This window comes from Chryseobacterium indologenes (assembly GCF_018362995.1).
Classification (GTDB): domain Bacteria; phylum Bacteroidota; class Bacteroidia; order Flavobacteriales; family Weeksellaceae; genus Chryseobacterium; species Chryseobacterium indologenes_G.
This window is the reverse complement of record NZ_CP074372.1, coordinates 3,046,412-3,062,879: the sequence shown is the minus strand read 5'-3', so window position 1 is coordinate 3,062,879 and position 16,468 is coordinate 3,046,412. Positions and strand designations below refer to the sequence as shown.

Annotated in this window: 17 protein-coding genes; 7 read left to right on the top strand and 10 right to left on the bottom strand. The window is 35.1% G+C overall.

Features of this window, described 5'->3' with window-relative positions; all coding sequences use genetic code 11:
- Positions 1 to 2: 2 nt before the first annotated feature.
- The 7 genes from DYR29_RS13820 to DYR29_RS13790 all read left to right on the top strand — a co-directional run bounded on the left by DYR29_RS13820 (position 3) and on the right by DYR29_RS13790 (position 5,256).
- Positions 3 to 494 carry a hypothetical protein gene (locus DYR29_RS13820; protein ID WP_213277332.1) on the top strand — a complete coding sequence of 164 codons (492 nt, stop codon included), beginning with the start codon at positions 3 to 5 and terminating at the stop codon, positions 492 to 494.
- Positions 495 to 689: 195 nt separating this feature from the next.
- Complete coding sequence (locus DYR29_RS13815; protein WP_047377368.1) at positions 690 to 1,280, top strand: RNA polymerase sigma factor; 591 nt, start codon at positions 690 to 692, stop codon at positions 1,278 to 1,280.
- A 202-nt stretch (positions 1,281 to 1,482) separates the two neighbouring features.
- On the top strand, positions 1,483 to 2,178 hold the full coding sequence (locus DYR29_RS13810; RefSeq protein ID WP_142718879.1) for a YjjG family noncanonical pyrimidine nucleotidase: 696 nt from the start codon (positions 1,483 to 1,485) through the stop codon (positions 2,176 to 2,178).
- Positions 2,179 to 2,400: 222 nt separating this feature from the next.
- A complete protein-coding gene (locus DYR29_RS13805; protein WP_213277331.1) occupies positions 2,401 to 2,850 on the top strand; it encodes a PepSY-like domain-containing protein in 450 nt (149 codons plus the stop codon).
- A gap of 35 nt (positions 2,851 to 2,885) precedes the next feature.
- On the top strand, positions 2,886 to 3,092 hold the full coding sequence (locus DYR29_RS13800) for a PepSY-like domain-containing protein (RefSeq protein ID WP_213277330.1): 207 nt from the start codon (positions 2,886 to 2,888) through the stop codon (positions 3,090 to 3,092).
- Positions 3,093 to 3,298: 206 nt separating this feature from the next.
- Positions 3,299 to 3,970 (top strand): response regulator transcription factor, encoded by a 672-nt coding sequence (locus DYR29_RS13795; protein WP_213277329.1) that lies wholly within the window; start codon positions 3,299 to 3,301, stop codon positions 3,968 to 3,970.
- Positions 3,970 to 5,256 (top strand): sensor histidine kinase, encoded by a 1,287-nt coding sequence (locus tag DYR29_RS13790; RefSeq protein WP_213277328.1) that lies wholly within the window; start codon positions 3,970 to 3,972, stop codon positions 5,254 to 5,256. The genes DYR29_RS13795 and DYR29_RS13790 overlap by 1 nt, the downstream gene beginning before the upstream one ends.
- 178 nt (positions 5,257 to 5,434) lie before the next feature.
- On the opposite strand, the gene trpS is transcribed toward DYR29_RS13790, so the two are convergent.
- From trpS to DYR29_RS13740, 10 genes are all read right to left on the bottom strand, one after another.
- Complete coding sequence (gene trpS, locus DYR29_RS13785) at positions 5,435 to 6,403, bottom strand: tryptophan--tRNA ligase (RefSeq protein WP_047424760.1); 969 nt, start codon at positions 6,401 to 6,403, stop codon at positions 5,435 to 5,437.
- 274 nt (positions 6,404 to 6,677) lie between these two features.
- Entirely contained in the window at positions 6,678 to 7,322 is a 645-nt protein-coding gene (locus tag DYR29_RS13780; protein WP_213277327.1) for a SanA/YdcF family protein, read from the bottom strand.
- Positions 7,323 to 7,336: 14 nt separating this feature from the next.
- Complete coding sequence (locus DYR29_RS13775) at positions 7,337 to 7,975, bottom strand: lipoprotein signal peptidase (RefSeq protein WP_213277326.1); 639 nt, start codon at positions 7,973 to 7,975, stop codon at positions 7,337 to 7,339.
- The gene (locus tag DYR29_RS13770) at positions 7,975 to 8,169 is read right to left on the bottom strand and encodes a DUF2683 family protein (protein WP_142718886.1); all 195 of its coding nucleotides are present in this window, start codon (positions 8,167 to 8,169) and stop codon (positions 7,975 to 7,977) included. The genes DYR29_RS13775 and DYR29_RS13770 overlap by 1 nt, the downstream gene beginning before the upstream one ends.
- Positions 8,170 to 8,186: 17 nt before the next feature.
- Positions 8,187 to 8,432 carry a DUF6576 domain-containing protein gene (locus DYR29_RS13765; RefSeq protein WP_213277325.1) on the bottom strand — a complete coding sequence of 82 codons (246 nt, stop codon included), beginning with the start codon at positions 8,430 to 8,432 and terminating at the stop codon, positions 8,187 to 8,189.
- Positions 8,433 to 8,512: 80 nt separating this feature from the next.
- Positions 8,513 to 8,893 (bottom strand): TraR/DksA family transcriptional regulator, encoded by a 381-nt coding sequence (locus DYR29_RS13760; RefSeq protein WP_002983772.1) that lies wholly within the window; start codon positions 8,891 to 8,893, stop codon positions 8,513 to 8,515.
- 58 nt (positions 8,894 to 8,951) lie between these two features.
- Positions 8,952 to 12,347: an isoleucine--tRNA ligase gene (gene ileS, locus DYR29_RS13755; protein ID WP_213277324.1), complete on the bottom strand. Its 3,396-nt coding sequence runs from the start codon at positions 12,345 to 12,347 to the stop codon at positions 8,952 to 8,954.
- 236 nt (positions 12,348 to 12,583) lie between these two features.
- Complete coding sequence (locus DYR29_RS13750; RefSeq protein ID WP_213277323.1) at positions 12,584 to 12,838, bottom strand: hypothetical protein; 255 nt, start codon at positions 12,836 to 12,838, stop codon at positions 12,584 to 12,586.
- A 495-nt stretch (positions 12,839 to 13,333) separates the two neighbouring features.
- A complete protein-coding gene (locus DYR29_RS13745; protein ID WP_213277322.1) occupies positions 13,334 to 13,657 on the bottom strand; it encodes a hypothetical protein in 324 nt (107 codons plus the stop codon).
- A 14-nt stretch (positions 13,658 to 13,671) separates the two neighbouring features.
- Positions 13,672 to 16,341: a hypothetical protein gene (locus tag DYR29_RS13740; protein WP_213277321.1), complete on the bottom strand. Its 2,670-nt coding sequence runs from the start codon at positions 16,339 to 16,341 to the stop codon at positions 13,672 to 13,674.
- Positions 16,342 to 16,468: the final 127 nt, after the last annotated feature.

The following is a 16,468-nucleotide window of genomic DNA, read 5'->3' as shown; positions in this document are numbered from 1 at the left end:
AGATGATGAATTTTCGAACTGTAGTTGCTGTCCTGTCCCTGTTTTTGCTAAGTACATTGGCAAAAGCTCAATATACAATGCATAAAATGATCAGTGTGGGGTATACCTACCAGAATCAAAGTTTTGGTGAAGTAGGAGGTAAATTACTTTTTCTTAAAAATGATGATGTGATTTACAGATTGGGCGGATCTGCTTTAATGGGATCTGTAGATTCTAAGTTTGCTATTATGCCGAAGCTGCAGGCGGATGTTCTTCTTAATTTTCAAAAAAATGTAGATTTCTATCACTCTTATTACTTTTTAGCTGGAGTAGAAGGAACCAATAAATATATTGCCCCTAAAATAGGAGTTACCCTATTTGGAATGCTGGATCTTACAGGAGGCTATGCTTTTCCCATCGGAGACACCCGTTTGAATGGAAAAGAGATGAAAGGACTGAATGTTAATTTTACATTAAATATCCCTACCGTGTTCATTCATGACATGTTTAAATGATTTTTTTTAGATTTTTCTCTATAAAATTTAATAATAGGTTAACAGTTATTAAAAAATTATTATATTTACATCATAATAATTGTACTACTGCCTATAGAAGAGACTCTACTCTAGAACTGTTTTGTTTATACAGCAAAAGCCAGATGAAATATCTGGTAGAATGCCTGTCTACAAATATTTATATTGAGAAGAGTTATGAAATCAAAATCGGATAGTTTACTAATTTCCCTTTACCAGAAAGGAGACGAGGGTGCATTGTCAACCCTTATTCACCGACATCAGAGAGAACTGTTTACATTCATTTTTTACAAAATTAATGATGAAGATTTAGCTAATGATATCTTTCAGGATACATTCATGAAAATTATTGTTATGCTTAAAGAAGGGCGTTATAACGAAGAAGGTAAATTTATTCTTTGGGCAAAAAGAATTTCCCATAATTTAATCATCGATCATTTCAGATCAAAAGCAAAGAATATCAAAGTTTCAGAAACTACTTTTGAAACCGATGAGTATTCTATTTTTGATTTGATCAGAGAACCTTCTGAAAATATCGAGGATCAGCTTGTAACAAACCAGATACAGGAAGATCTTTTAAGGATGCTGCAGTTTTTACCACAAAATCAGCAAGAAGTAATCAAACTGAGATTTTTTGACGGCCTGAGTTTCAAGGAAATTGCAGATCATACAGATATGAGCATTAATACGACCCTTGGAAGAGTACGGTATGCACTGATCAACCTGAGAAAAATCATGGATGAAAATAACATAATATTAACCAGATAAATAATATTTCGGGAAATTTCACGTTTTAAGGAAAACATACTTCGCTTATGAAAAAAAATGACTCCTTAAAAGTGAAAACTTTGAAACCTAAGAAACAAACAATTGATTTTTTGCTGAATTTTTCTAAAAGCCTTGAAATTGTGAAAAGCAAGAGCAAGAATTATCCTATTACAAAAAATTAAAATGACTAACTTTGTGCTGTATGAAAATGCAGCATGTTTTTTTTGACCTGGATAATACACTCTGGGATCACCGTAGAAATGCCTATCTTACCATCAGGGAACTTTTTGAAAAACAGGATATAACTTCAAAGTACAATATTGACTTTGAAGAGTTTCACTCTGTTTACCATGACATCAATGAAGATTTATGGGAAAAGATCAGAGATGGGATTATTGGCAAAGAGTATTTGAGAGAACACCGTTTTTATGACTCATTCAAACATTTTGGGGTAGAAGATAAAGAACTTGCCCTTTATTTTGAAGAGCACTTTCTTGACAATATCGTGAGTCATAATGAATTGGTAGAAGGAGCTGAAGATGTCTTGGAATATCTGAAAGCTAAGAATTATACATTACACATTATCTCCAATGGATTTCAGGAGGTAACAGAAAGAAAATGTACTCTCTCCGGAATTGCACCTTATTTTAAAACCATTACCAGTGCAGATTCCGTGGGAGTAAGAAAACCTAATCCAAGGATTTTTGAATACTCCTTAGGACTTTCTGAAGCCAGAAAAGAAGAGAGTATCCTGATTGGGGATGACTGGATTGCTGATGCCATGGGAGCAACAGACTTTGGAATGGATGCCATTTTCTTTGATGTTTATAAGGAAGATAAGCAGAAAGAAGGATTAAAAGCCATTACCCATCTACAGCAGATCAAAGAGTATCTATAAATAGATCATAAAATCTAATAAAGGAGCCGCTAAGTTCAACTTGGTGGCTCTTTTATTTTTCAGGACTAATCATACATTTTGAAAAATCAAGGCAAACATCTGTGGTCATCTGTGCCAATCTGTGGTTAAATTAAATATTCCCCACCAAAATCATTTTTCCCAATTCTTTCCCAAATTGATTAAGAACTTTGCTTCATAATAATAACAGAAAAATGTAATAGTATGAAAAATGTAAAGAAAATCGCAGGAGTATTGATGATCATGTTTTTATTGATGGGAAGCTTTGTTTCTGCACAGGACAGAGCGATCAATGCTAATCAGCTACCCAAAACAGCCAAAAACTTTCTAGCGGCCCATTTTAAAGGAATACCTGTAAACTCTGCTATAGAAGACAGAGAAATCTATGGAGTAGATGAATACAAAGTATATCTGACTAACGGAATGAAAATGGAGTTTGACAGCAATGGAAACTGGAAAGAAGTGGATGGGAAACATCAGAAAATTCCATATGGTTTTATCCCGGTATCAATCCGAAACTACAGCACGAAGAATTTTCCCAACACTTACATCATCAAGATCGAAAAGAAAAGATGGTCTTATAAAGCAGAACTTTCCAACGGATTGGAGCTTGAATTTGACAGAAACGGAAATTTTAAAAGAATTGATGATTAATGCTTAACTGAATATAAACACTAAATTTTAATAGTATGATCAACTGGAATTTAATAAACAGCAACGGAAGAAAGATTTCTTCTGCTCAGATTAGAAAGAATATGATTTCATTTATGACAAGGAACCATCCTTGCAGCGTAATTGAATCTATTGAAAAAAAATATAATGCTTACAAAATTCATTTGATGAACGGTCTGTGTCTTGTTTTTGATGCAGATGGCCGTAATGTGAAATCAAATTAGAGTAATCATGAAAAAGTGCGTGAGGGAAGAAGGCAGAGAACATTTCCATTTTATAGACATCTTATCGGTAATTTATCATATAACCCTTATATTGATCATATTTTCGTAGACTTTCGGATGTATATCCCTTTCTCCAGCTTCCCTCCTTATAATTTCCTATATTTGATATAAGTTAATCGTGCAGCAGAGCATATAGACCCAGTGGTATGAAGATTTTAATAGTAGAAGATGAGCCCGAACTGAAAGATACGGTACAGAAATTTCTGGAGGCAGAACATTTCATTGTGGAGTATGCAGAGAATTACAGCAACGGACTGGAGAAAATTATTTCTTATGAATATGACTGTATTTTGCTGGATATTATGCTGCCTGACGGAAACGGAATGGATCTGCTGAAAGAGATAAAAAAAATGCACAAGAAAGATCCCGTAATTATCCTTTCTGCCAAAGATTCAGTAGATGATAAGGTAACCGGATTGGAAATAGGGGCTGATGATTACCTTGCCAAACCCTTTCATCTTGCAGAACTAATGGCGAGAATCAAATCCGTGATCAGAAGAAAAAACCAGGATGGTGAAAATATCATCCGATATAAAAATATAAGTATTGATCCGGAGAGCAGAACGGTGAAAGTAGGAAATGAAGAATTGGTCCTTAACCGTAAAGAGTATGATTTGTTGTACTATTTTGTGATCCATCCCGAAAAAACTTTGCAGAAAACGACATTGGCAGAAGCTATCTGGGGAGATTATATCGATCAGGCAGACAGTCTGGATTTTATTTATTCACAAATTAAAAATCTTCGTAAAAAATTAAAAACGCTCAATGCCGAAGCTGATTTCCAGGCGGTGTACGGAATAGGATATAAATTTATCTGATGAAAATTTCTTTAAAATATTATACCATAAAATACCTGATCATTATCCTGCTGTTCATTATTGCAGTTTGGGCAGGGCTGTTTTATGCTTATATCCTGGATGAAGTGCATGATAATGTGGATGACGGATTGAAAGATCGAAAAATACAGATTATCAAAGCTGTTTACCTGAACCCTCAGCTGTTGAAAAATAATGATTTTGGATTTAATGAATTTAAAATCAATCCCATTAAAGCTGAAGAATATCAGAATAAAAGCAGGCTGTACAATAAGATGTATTATATGGAATATGATGATAAAGACCAGCCTTACAGGGTTCTTGAGGCAGACTTTATCGATCAGTTTAAAAATCAGCAGAGGCTTGTCATAAGAACCTCTACCGTTGAAGAGGACGAATTGATCTACGACCTTACGACTGCTTTAATTGTGCTTTATCTTCTTTTGGTAATAAGTATTGTCGTAATCAACGGATATCTGTTGAATAAAGCAATGAGGCCGTTCTATCTGATTTTGGATAAACTTAAAAAATATCAGTTTGGAATTCCTTTTTCACAGGAAAAGCAGACTTATAAAATCACCGAGTTTGAAGAATTGAATGTGGAAATCAATGAAATGATTGAACGTAACGAACTTGCTTTTTATCAGCAGAAGCAATTTATTGAAAATGCTTCCCACGAACTTCAGACCCCTTTGGCTATTGTTATTAACAAAATTGATCTTCTGATTCAGAATGATGACCTTGATAAAAAGAGTCTGACCTTCCTTACCGAAGTTAAAAATGATCTGCGAAGAATGGTAGGCTTAAACAAGTCTTTATTAATGCTTTCCAAAATTGAAAACAGTCAGTTTAATAAAACGTCAGACGTTGATTTTAACGGAATGATAGCTCATTTGGTTCAGAATTATGAAGATTTTATCGCATTTAAAAAAGTTGAGGTCAATATTATAGAGAAAGGAAAGTTTGTTGCAGATTTTAATCAGAATCTTGCAGATATTCTGCTGTCCAATCTTCTGAAAAATGCAGTTAAATATAATAATGAAGAAGGGACGTTAAATATTATTGTTGAAAATAACCGGATTACATTCCAGAACAGTGGTGCATCCGTTCCTTTGGATAAATCCAGAATATTTAATCGTTTCTATAAAAAAGGATCAGATCATACCTCTACCGGATTAGGATTATCTATCATTAAAACCATTATAAAACAATACCCGGGATGGGATATTGTCTATGAATTCGGAGACCAGATGCATTACTTTATCCTGACAAAGAATAGCGGACGTTAAAAATTATAACTTATATCAATAGAAAAAGAGGCTGCCTCAAAAGTGTCATTCTGAACGAAATGAAATGTAGTGAAGAATCTAATATATCTGATATCAATAAGATTCTTCCTTCGTCAGAATGACAAAAGTCAATGATTGACTTTTGAGATAGCCTCTTTCTTATGTTTACAATTTAGAATTAAAATCCTAAGCTTGTTCTTACTCTTTTAAGAGTTTCCAGTGCAATAGGTCTGGTTTTCTCGGCTCCTTGCTGTAGTTTTGCTTCCAGCTCGTCAAGATTATTCATATAATAAGTGAATACTTCTCTTTCTTTCTCAAAACGTACGAGAATAAGATCCAATAATTCTTTCTTAGCGTGGCCATATCCGAAATTTCCTGCAAGATATTTAGCTCTTAGCTCTTCAGTCTGCTCAGGAGTTGCAATAAGTTCATAGATCTGGAAGGTTTTATCCGTTTCAGGATCTTTTGGTTCCTCCAGAGATTTGGAATCAGATTCAATGCTCATCACCTGTTTTTTCAGTTCCTTTTCAGGTAAGAAAATATTGATAATATTTCCCATAGATTTAGACATTTTACGTCCATCAGTTCCGGGAACATATTTCGTGTCCTGCTGAAGTTCTGCCTGTGGTAAAACAAGCACTTCTCCCATCTGGTTATTGAATCTGGAAGCTACATCTCTTGCAATTTCCAGGTGCTGAAGCTGATCTTTTCCTACAGGTACAATCTCTGCATCATACAGTAAAATATCTGCAGCCATCAGAATAGGGTAGGTAAACAGTCCTGCATTCACATCCTGAAGCCTGTCAGCCTTATCCTTAAATGAATGGGCTAATGTTAATCTTTGATAAGGAAAAAAACATGATAAATGCCAAGAAAGTTCACAGGTTTCAGCGATATCACTTTGTCTGTAGAAAAATGTTTTTTCAGTATCTAGTCCACAAGCAAGCCAAGCCGCAGCAATCTCGTAGGTATTTTGTCTTAAAGTCTGCGCATCTTTAATCTGTGTAAGCGTATGAAGATTCGCAATAAATAAAAATGATTCATTTCCTTCCTGCTTGGATAGTTCGATAGCAGGAATAATGGCCCCTAATAAATTTCCAAGATGGGGTGTTCCGGTGGCTTGAATGCCGGTAAGAATTCTTGACATTGGTTTAAAATTTATATTTAAAAATTAATGAATAGCAAATTTACGAGGTTTGCCGGGAATAACGAAAGATAAAAGATAAAAGATAAAAGATAAAAGATAAAAGATAAAAGATAAAAGATAAAAGATGTTGCTATTAAAATTCAATAGGGGTGGGTTTTAACCCAGCCAATGATAAATCACCTTTCCATTGGCTTTAGCCAAAACCTATCAACCTTCAATAATCTATATGTCTTTACGCATCACCCGCAAAAATCTGTGAAATCTGTGGGAAATATTAAGGAATTACAATTTTTTTTCCGCCAAATTTCGGTTCTACCCCAAAAAGAAGATCCCAGTATGCCTTAGCTTTGGCCGCATACTCTCTAATATTAGTTTTTAACCCTGCATATTTATTCACATCAGCAGCATTATATCCGAAAGCTTTCATTCCATTTTTTCTGGCCAGGAAAACGGCTCTTTCATTATGGAATTTCTGAGAAATGATTACCAGTTTTTTTTGGCTGAAAATATCTTTTGCTCTTACCACAGAATCCAATGTTCTGAATCCGGCATGATCTAGAATGATTTTGTCCTGTGGAATACCTTCCTGCATCAATGCAAGCTGCATATCTTCGGGTTCATTATAATCTTTGGTACTGTTGTCTCCGCTGACGATGATGTACTGTATTTTTCCACTTTTAAATAAATCTCCTGCGGCTTTAATTCTGTTATAGAAATAAGCATTTGGGGTTCCGTTGCTCAGAAGTTTTCCTGTACCCAATAAAAGACCTGTCTTTGCTTCAGGTATATCAGCGATATTATAAGAAACGAAAGATTCACTATCCTTTTTGATGCTGTAATTCGCCCAGGCAACAAAAATAATTCCTGCAACTAAAAGAAGCAGGAAAATTTTAAAAATATTTTTGATTATTTTTTTCATCCGTAATAGATCATTTAAAACTCCAGTCCGTTAGGGAAAGCTTTTTTTCTGAAAATTAATAAGAATGCGGCACCAATAGTAATGGCAGAATCTGCAACATTAAAAATATATTTGAAAAACTCAAGGTGTTTTCCTCCTATCAAAGGCCAGCTTTCAGGAACATTCCAGTCTACCAATGGGAAGTGAAGCATATCTACTACACATCCTTTCATAAAAGTAGAATATCCGTGTCCGAAAGGAGCAAATTTAGAAATACCTCCGTAGCCGATCCATCGGTCAATACTTGGGTCATATACCGTCCCGCTGTCGAAAATCATTCCATAGAACATTCCGTCAATAAGGTTTCCGATAGCACCTGCAAAAATAATTGCCATAGGGATCAAAAGATAATTGGAGGCTCCTTCTTTCAGCCATTTTTTAAACATGTACACCATTCCTCCGATCAGGAAGATTCTTAGGATCACCAGGAAATATTTTCCAATGATTCCTCCGAAGTGAAATCCATAGGCCATTCCCGGGTTTTCCACAAAGGTGAGTTTAAATCCCGGCAAAACAGTGACACTGTCATCCAGATTAAAATGAGTTTTGATATAAATTTTTGAAGCCTGGTCAATTAATAACACCAAAAATGTTATCGCTAAGATCTTTTTCATTACTGCCCTTTAGGTTTTGAAGGCTTTGCAGCCGGCTTTACATTTTTATTATCGCTTGCTTTCTTGACTATTTTCTGTCCGTTATACGAACTTTTAACATGAGCTTTTTCAAATTTAATGCCCATTTCCTTCAGAACACTTTTCAGCGCACTTAGCTCCATTGCATTTTTTGGATGTACTATAATAGATTCCATTTCTTGTATTTAAATATTTACATTTTGGACAATTCGTCAAGTCTTTTTCTGTCTTTCTCAGACAGATCATTCACTCCGTTTTTACCCATTTTGCTTAAAAGTCTGTCGATCTCTTTCTCCCGGTCACGTTTATCAGAATTGAACTTGTCATCAATAGTATAGTTTTTTTGCTGATCAGGAAAGAATCTGTTTTTGATCCATTCTCTGTTGAAAAACAGTAATACTATTGCGATAATAAATCCTAAAATTAATAATTCGCTCATGGGTATACATTAAAAATTAGGTTTATAAAGTATTCGTAAATACGTTATAAACCCAATATTATTTTTTACAAACCTTGCGGTTATTTTTGCATATTTTTCGCTTCGATGCTCAGCGTAGCATGAGGAACGGCCAAAAGTCTTTCCTTAGGAATCAGTTTTCCTGTAACTCTGCAAACACCATACGTTTTATTTTCGATTCTGATCAAAGCATTTTTAAGGTCACGCACGAATTTTTCCTGTCTTCCTGCCAGAATAGAGTTCTGCTCTTTGCTCAGGGTTTCTGCTCCTTCCTCAAAAGCTTTGAAGGTAGGAGAAGTATCATCAGTTCCATTATTCTGGTCATTGATAAAACTTTCTCTGATAAGCTGAAGATCTTTTTCTGCCTTTTCTATTTTTTCTTTAATGATCGCTTTAAATTCCTGTAAATCAGCATCGCTGTATCTAACTCTTTCGTCTGACATATTCTTTCTCTTTTTTAATAAAATTATGAAATGGAATTTGAAATATAATAACTACATGTTAATTTTTTTCAACATTTATCTTAAAATTAACCTCATCTATTTCGATTTCGTTAAAATTTGAAAGTGAAGATACAATTTCTATTTTACTTGACAAGACTTCGGAAGAAATATATTCTTCATTTTTCTTGATATCACTCAGGAAAGGAGAGCTTTCTTCTAATGTGATTGAAATTCTGTCTGTCAGTTCAAAGTCTTTATCTTTTCGCAGGTTTTGAATTCTGTTGATGAATTCTCTTGCGATTCCTTCAGATTTTAACTCATCGGTTAATGTCAAATCTAATGCCACAGTTGTTTTTCCATCAGAAGTTACTGTCCATCCCGGGATATCTTTTGTAGAAATTTCTACATCATCAATGGTGATCTCATATCCCTGAACGTCTATTTTTCCTTCTTTTTCAAGACTGGAAATCTGTTCTGCAGTAAGATTGCTAATCTCGGCACCTACCACCTTCATGTCTTTTCCTAATTTCGGACCAAGAGCTTTGAAGTTAGGCTTTATCTGTTTTACAATTAAGTGAGATGCTTCTTCAGCATTGATTAACTGTAATTCTTTTACGTTGACTTCCTGTTTGATCAGTTCTGCCACAGCAAGAATCTGTTCTTCTGTTTTAGAATCCAATACAGGAACCAATACTTTTTGTAATGGCTGACGAACTTTTACATTTTCTTTCTTTCTTAAAGAGAAGACCATACTTGTAATGTTCTGAGCCAAATGAGTTTTCTCAACCAGATCCTGATCGATCAAGCTTTCATCAGCTACCGGGAAGTCTGTTAAGTGCACAGATTCACAGTTTTCTTTACCTGTTACTTTATTTAAATCCTGATATAACTGATCCATAAAAAACGGAGCAATTGGAGCAGATAGCTTGGCAACTACTTCAAGACATGTATATAAAGTCTGGTAAGCAGAGATTTTGTCATCAGAATAATCTCCTTTCCAGAAACGTCTTCTGCATAATCTTACATACCAGTTACTCAGGTTATCGTTTACAAAAGTGCTGATCGCTCTTGCTACTCTTGTTGGCTCATAATCTTCATAGAAAGCTTTTACTTCTTTGATCAGAAGATTCAGTTCAGAAAGAACCCACCTGTCAATTTCAGGACGGTTTTCCACTTCTTTTTCTGAATAGTTGAAGCCATCCACATTCGCGTATAAAGCAAAGAATGAATAGGTATTATAAAGTGTTCCGAAGAACTTTCTTCTTACTTCGTCAATTCCTTCAATGTCAAACTTCAGGTTTTCCCAAGGGTTTGCATTAGAGATCATATACCAACGGGTAGCATCCGGTCCGTACACAGAAAGAGTTTCGAACGGATCTACTGCATTTCCTAAACGTTTTGACATTTTCTGTCCGTTCTTATCCAGAACAAGACCGTTACTCATTACATTTTTATAAGCAACAGAATCAAAAACAGCTGTTCCGATCGCATGAAGCGTATAGAACCATCCACGAGTCTGGTCAACACCTTCTGCGATGAAATCAGCAGGGAATGCTTTATTGTTGTCGATTAATTCTTTATTTTCAAAAGGATAATGCAATTGAGCATAAGGCATAGACCCTGAATCGAACCAAACGTCAATCAGATCGCTTTCACGCTTCATTGCCTTTCCTGAATCAGAAACCAATATTACTTTGTCAACTACGTTTTTGTGAAGATCCACAAGCTCATAGTTAGACTCAGACATATTTCCGATGATAAACCCTTTGAACGGGTTCTCAGTCATCAGTCCGGCTGCAATTGATTTCTCAATTTCGTTGTATAATTCTTCTACAGAACCGATGATTTTTTCTTCTTTCAGATCATCTGTTCTCCAGATTGGCAACGGAATACCCCAATATCTTGAACGGGAAAGATTCCAGTCGTTTACATTTTCCAGCCAGTTGGCAAAACGTCCTTCTCCGGTAGCTTTTGGTTTCCAGTTGATTTCTTTGTTCAGATTAACCAGTCTGTCTTTTACAGCAGTCATTTTTACAAACCATGAATCCAACGGATAATACAATACCGGTTTGTCCGTTCTCCAGCAGTGTGGATAGGAGTGAACATATTTTTCTACTTTGAAAGCCTTGTTTTCCGTTTTCAACAGGATCGCAAGTTCCACATCCCATGATTTCTCAGGAGCTGTTCCTTCATCGTAATATTCATTTTTGATATAGGTTCCGGAGAATACCTCAGGAACATTTTCTCCTTTGATGAATCTACCCTGTAAATCTACCAATGGTACAAGGTTGTCATTTTCATCCTTTACCAACATTGGCGGAATCTCAGGTTGAGCCATTTTAGCAACTCTCGCATCATCCGCACCGAAAGTAGGTGCTGTATGAACTACACCTGTACCATCTTCAGTGGTTACGAAATCTCCTAAGATTACTCTGAACGCATTCTCAGGATTATCGTTTGGTGTAAACCAAGGAACTAATTGCTCATATCTTGTGTCAACAAGTTTTTCTCCTGTAAATTCTTTTAAAACTCTGAAAGGAATTACTTTAGTTTCCGGAGTATAGTTAGCAAAATCCTCATCTGTACCTTCTGTATATTTTTTACCGAAAACTTTAGGTAAAAGAACTCTTGATAAAACAACAGTTACGGGTTCAAATGTATATTGGTTGAAAGTTTTAACTACAACATATTCAATATCTCTACCTACGGTAAGAGCAGTGTTGGAGGGCAATGTCCAGGGAGTTGTCGTCCATGCAAGGATATGAACGTCACCGTCAACATCATTAAATAATGCTGAAGAGCCTTTCTTTACTTTAAACTGAGCAACAACCGTTGTATCTGAAACATCACGATACGTCCCGGGCTGATTCAGCTCGTGAGAAGAAAGTCCTGTTCCTGCTTTCGGTGAGTAAGGCTGGATAGTATACCCTTTGTACAACAGGTCTTTGCTGTACAACTGCTTCAACAACCACCAAACGGTTTCCATATATTTTGACTTGTACGTAATGTACGGATCATCAAGATCTACCCAATATCCGATTTTTTCTGTAAGGTTATTCCAAACATCGGTATAACGCATTACTGCTTCACGACAAGCTTTGTTGTAGTCTTCAATAGAGATTTTTTTGCCAATATCTTCTTTAGTAATTCCTAATTCTTTTTCTACACCCAGTTCCACAGGAAGGCCATGCGTATCCCAGCCCGCTTTACGGAAAACCTGCTTCCCGTTTTGAGTCTGGTAACGGCAGAAAATATCTTTCAATGCTCTTGCCATTACGTGGTGAATTCCAGGCATACCGTTTGCTGAAGGCGGACCTTCATAAAAAACAAACTCAGGATTTCCCTGACGAATCTCAACACTCTTATTGAAAGTTTTATTTTGTTTCCAAAATTCCGCTACATTCTCTGCTACGTCAATAAGGTTGAGGTTTTTGTATTCTTTAAATTGGCTCATTGTAAATATCTCAATATCGTTGATTAATTAAGTCTGCAAATTTACTAAAATTTGTCGGTTTATAATATATGTTTTATTTTGATATCATCTATTAAAAAGTTCAATTTCAGAAATATAATAAAGAAAGTGGGAGAAAATGAATGACGAATTGTCAATAAGTGAATTTTTCAGACTGTTTTGAGTATGAAATTGAGGCTGTTCATCTATAAAAATAGCCACCCGAAGATGGCTGTGAATTATTTTAAACTACTATTCAAACCTTGCGTATTGGACAATCTTCCGGCTTCATATTCCTGAATATAATGTGCTGTAGACTGATTCGTCCCAAATACAACTATATTTCCAGTTTTATTTTCAACTAAAAAAGGAGAATTGCCCACAAGAGTATTATCATTAAAATCCCTTGTATGATTAAATTTTTTTTGTGTTGTAAAAGAATATGAATCCATAGGATTTTTTAATTGCTTCGTATCTAAAATAACAAGATCCAATCCACTCTTTTCTTTTACATATTTTCTGCTTTTTGCTCCGTCAACATGTAGGTTTTTATTTTAATACAAGAGTGAGTTTGATATTAATTCTGGTTAGGATCCCAAACTCCATGAATGCTAGGTTTCCATGTGCCATTTTCATATCCATTTAAATAATACTCTACATCGTCAGATGTTCCAAACTGAATGACTATACCGGTGTCATTTCTTACGAGGAATGGGCCATTGCCTGCTAAGCGATGTTTTGTAGAGTCCTTCGCAACATAATCATAAACATTGCCATAGCTTTTCTTAATGAATTAGTGAGGAATTTCAAGTTCAATATTTATTCTTTGCCCTATTTGCTTTATATACTTATTGGCTATTTCTAGCATTTTGTTGTCTGTTAACATATTAATTTATTATATGACTTATCAATAGACTCTTCTCTTATTTATCTAGCAATAATAATCTATTTGTTAAAAATACGAAAACCACCCGAAGGTGGTTAATTAATTATTCCAGGCTACTGTTAAATCCTAATGTGTTAGTAAATCTTCCTGCTTCATATTCTTGTATGTAATATTCTTCAGACTTACTGGTTCCAAATACTACAATATTTCCTGTTTTGTTTTCTACCAAGAAAGGAGCATTCCCAAGTAAAGTATTATCATCATCATTTCTAGTATCATTATATTTTTTTGTATTGTAGAAAAATATAATACCATAAGGCTTTTTTATTGCTTCGTTATCTAAAATGACAAGGTCTAATCCACTCTTTTCTTTTCTTTCTTTTACGTAATTTTTTGCGATTTCTATAACTTGTTGTTCTGTTAACATTACTTTATTAATTTTTAATTTGTTTTCATATATTTAAATTTGATGAATTCTTCTCCTTTTTTAAGATTTATTTTCCCTTCGATAGTCTGTAAATCAATAAAGGTTGCAATTTTACTATCACTTTTTTTAATAACATTTATGACATGATGTTGTTTTCTACCTCCCCTTATACAAAGAAGAATTCCTCTTTCATTATTAATCATCCTTGTATGTAAGACCCCAACATTGTCAATATGTTCAAGACCTCTCTTAATTCCATAATTATTTTGAAACCATAAACTAAGATCTACCAAATAGTCTTGAGCTTCAGAAACAGCAGCAGTATGAATATTTCCAGTTCTAAAAAATTCTTCTACTACTTTTACCACTTCTACACAATTATGACTTGCTATTTGCACAACAATTTTTTTACCCTCCTCATTTAATGCTATTTTATGATTAAAATAAATTCTTGCTTCATTAAAGAAGTCTATTGCATTTTCAGCTGTAATATTAGACTCTTGAAGTGCCTTTAATCCTGACTCGAACTTTTCTACAGTTATAATTTTGTTAGAAATGGGAAGGTTTTCTGCCATTCCTGTAAGCCTGCTAAACTCTTCTTCAAGCTTAGCTACATTTCCTCCTGCTTTTCTGTAGATATAATCTAAAAAGGTATTTGTCATTGTAGGAGACTTTCCCTGGAAAAATAATTTCCCTTTATGAAGTACACCAATCTCCTTCGCCGCATTCTCTACAAAAAGCACTCTCAGCTTCTCAAAATCAGAAGAATGTGTGATAGCCTTTTCAACACTGGCCTTTGAAAGAACTTTTAATCCATTTTTAGAATAATTCCTTAAAGGAAACGAATATAATGTATTTTTGATTAACTTTTGTATGCTTTCCTGTTGACGCGGATATCTGGAAGTGTATAATACTTCTACGGTGGCATCCAGTGCTTTTTCTGCCTTAGGCAGCATGCTCGCCATGGCACTTGTCGTGCCCTGAACCATATAAATATTATCCCATAATTCTAAAAGCTTTTCTCCCTTTGGGGTCATTTTAAGCTCATCTCTAAGTTGAGTTTCTATATAAAAATCTGAAAGAGCAATCCCGATATCAGCATACGCTACATATAGAGGTAATCCCGAAACTCCAGATTCTATGGTTGCAAGACTGGCTGATATTATCATGAGATCAGCGGCAACACGTAAACATCTCAATGCATCCTCCACTGCTTTCTTTTGCGCGATGTGATAAAGAAATAATGCCGGAACTTCCGTGTCCGTTTCAATAGTTTGAATTTTGCCGGAAGGAAGTTTTGCCTTTTCATAAACTTTAAGATGCAACATGTCCAGAGGTCTAAATTCTCCGTTTTCAATCTCATTTTCAGCTTCTATTTCCTTGTTTTTCAGATTAAAGACTTTTACGGTATTGATCAGCGTTACGATATTATCAACATCTCCTTCCATAAAATATCCTGTTAGCTCACAGTGTCTTTCTATTGTATCAGAATCTCTGCTCACACCAAACGCAAAAAGAGAACCTCTCAGCAGTGGCTGATGAGCGTCATCCATTGCGTGCTGAGCCTGCATAAAAGCCGTTACATAAATGACAAAAAGCTCTTTATTTTCAAACATTTGCCCGGGAGCGGCCTGATGAGTATCTGAAATGATACCTTTTCCCATGTATACACTTTCCCCATCTAAAGAATGATAAATATGAAGGATGAGTTTGGGATCATTTTTAATTTTTTTATAAACGAACTCTCCGGAAATAGCAGTAAGAATACGAATGGCATATCGGCTTTTATCTCTGAAAGGTTCTACTGCCAAAGCCGCCGCTTTGCCTACTGAATCTATATCACGAAGCAATTGGGAATCAAAATTTAGAAACTGTAAAAAGTGATTCCATAACATCTCATCTGAAAGTTTCTTTGCTTTACCTTTGTAATCTACCCCTGTCAGGGCAAAATTGGGAAGCTGATTATAGAAGAATATCAGATCGTCAATTGTGGTAAGGTTGCTTCCTGCCTCTTCAAAATGAGCAATGATACCCACCTGAGCCATTTCCCGGTGATAAGGGAAAAGATACGTGATTACATCCATATAGTCTTCCACATCACTGAGGCAGATTTTTATGGCATCAGGAGATTTTGAAGAATAGGTTAAGCTGGTTTCTACTTCATTGAGCACAGTCTGTGTGGCTTCCCTGTAATATTCACGATAAGGAATATTGATGGTACAGTCAATTTTTCTCTCTCTGATTCCTATTTCCGTATGATGGGTATAATTTTTAGGATCAATATAACCGGGGCTCACATTGACCCATACCTTTCTGTCAATACGTTCTAAAAAAGTGTTTTGAAATTGTTTCGGATCTATTTTAGGTTCCTGGATGATCAGTTTTTCAACCATTTTGGTCTTTACTCTTACATTGTCAATTTTTTCAGGAGGTATTTCTTTCAGGTTTACTTTTTCTACCTCCTGCGAATAATCTATAAAGTTTTTCTTGGCATCAAACAGATAAGTATTGAAATCTGTGGAAGAAGAAAGCAATCTGAAAAGCTTTCCCTCGTCCACCCACAGGTTGGTAAAAAAAGGTTCTATGGAATTGGTAGCGACTTTTTCTCCTTTCATGTCTGCCCATATTTCGCGACTTATCTTATCAAAATCGTCCATCCTTTTTAAAGGGTCTTTAAAATTCATCTTTAAGTTTTTTCATTAATAATATTTTCATGTTCTGGTTGGTGATAAATAAATTCAGCTAAAAGAAATCACTCTTTTATCTGAACCTTTATAAGGCAAATATCAATGCTGGAAACGACAAAACTTG

Excerpts from the sequence above, each read along its gene's own strand:
- DYR29_RS13820 (WP_213277332.1), top strand. The coding sequence starts at position 3 with ATGATGAATTTTCGAACTGTAGTTGCTGTCCTGTCCCTGTTTTTGCTA.
- DYR29_RS13815 (WP_047377368.1), top strand. The coding sequence starts at position 690 with ATGAAATCAAAATCGGATAGTTTACTAATTTCCCTTTACCAGAAAGGA.
- DYR29_RS13810 (WP_142718879.1), top strand. The coding sequence starts at position 1,483 with ATGAAAATGCAGCATGTTTTTTTTGACCTGGATAATACACTCTGGGAT.
- DYR29_RS13805 (WP_213277331.1), top strand. The coding sequence starts at position 2,401 with ATGAAAAATGTAAAGAAAATCGCAGGAGTATTGATGATCATGTTTTTA.
- DYR29_RS13800 (WP_213277330.1), top strand. The coding sequence starts at position 2,886 with ATGATCAACTGGAATTTAATAAACAGCAACGGAAGAAAGATTTCTTCT.
- DYR29_RS13795 (WP_213277329.1), top strand. The coding sequence starts at position 3,299 with ATGAAGATTTTAATAGTAGAAGATGAGCCCGAACTGAAAGATACGGTA.
- DYR29_RS13790 (WP_213277328.1), top strand. The coding sequence starts at position 3,970 with ATGAAAATTTCTTTAAAATATTATACCATAAAATACCTGATCATTATC.
- trpS (WP_047424760.1), bottom strand. The coding sequence starts at position 6,403 with ATGTCAAGAATTCTTACCGGCATTCAAGCCACCGGAACACCCCATCTT.
- DYR29_RS13780 (WP_213277327.1), bottom strand. The coding sequence starts at position 7,322 with ATGAAAAAAATAATCAAAAATATTTTTAAAATTTTCCTGCTTCTTTTA.
- DYR29_RS13775 (WP_213277326.1), bottom strand. The coding sequence starts at position 7,975 with ATGAAAAAGATCTTAGCGATAACATTTTTGGTGTTATTAATTGACCAG.
- DYR29_RS13770 (WP_142718886.1), bottom strand. The coding sequence starts at position 8,169 with ATGGAATCTATTATAGTACATCCAAAAAATGCAATGGAGCTAAGTGCG.
- DYR29_RS13765 (WP_213277325.1), bottom strand. The coding sequence starts at position 8,432 with ATGAGCGAATTATTAATTTTAGGATTTATTATCGCAATAGTATTACTG.
- DYR29_RS13760 (WP_002983772.1), bottom strand. The coding sequence starts at position 8,893 with ATGTCAGACGAAAGAGTTAGATACAGCGATGCTGATTTACAGGAATTT.
- ileS (WP_213277324.1), bottom strand. The coding sequence starts at position 12,347 with ATGAGCCAATTTAAAGAATACAAAAACCTCAACCTTATTGACGTAGCA.
- DYR29_RS13745 (WP_213277322.1), bottom strand. The coding sequence starts at position 13,657 with ATGTTAACAGAACAACAAGTTATAGAAATCGCAAAAAATTACGTAAAA.
- DYR29_RS13740 (WP_213277321.1), bottom strand. The coding sequence starts at position 16,341 with ATGAATTTTAAAGACCCTTTAAAAAGGATGGACGATTTTGATAAGATA.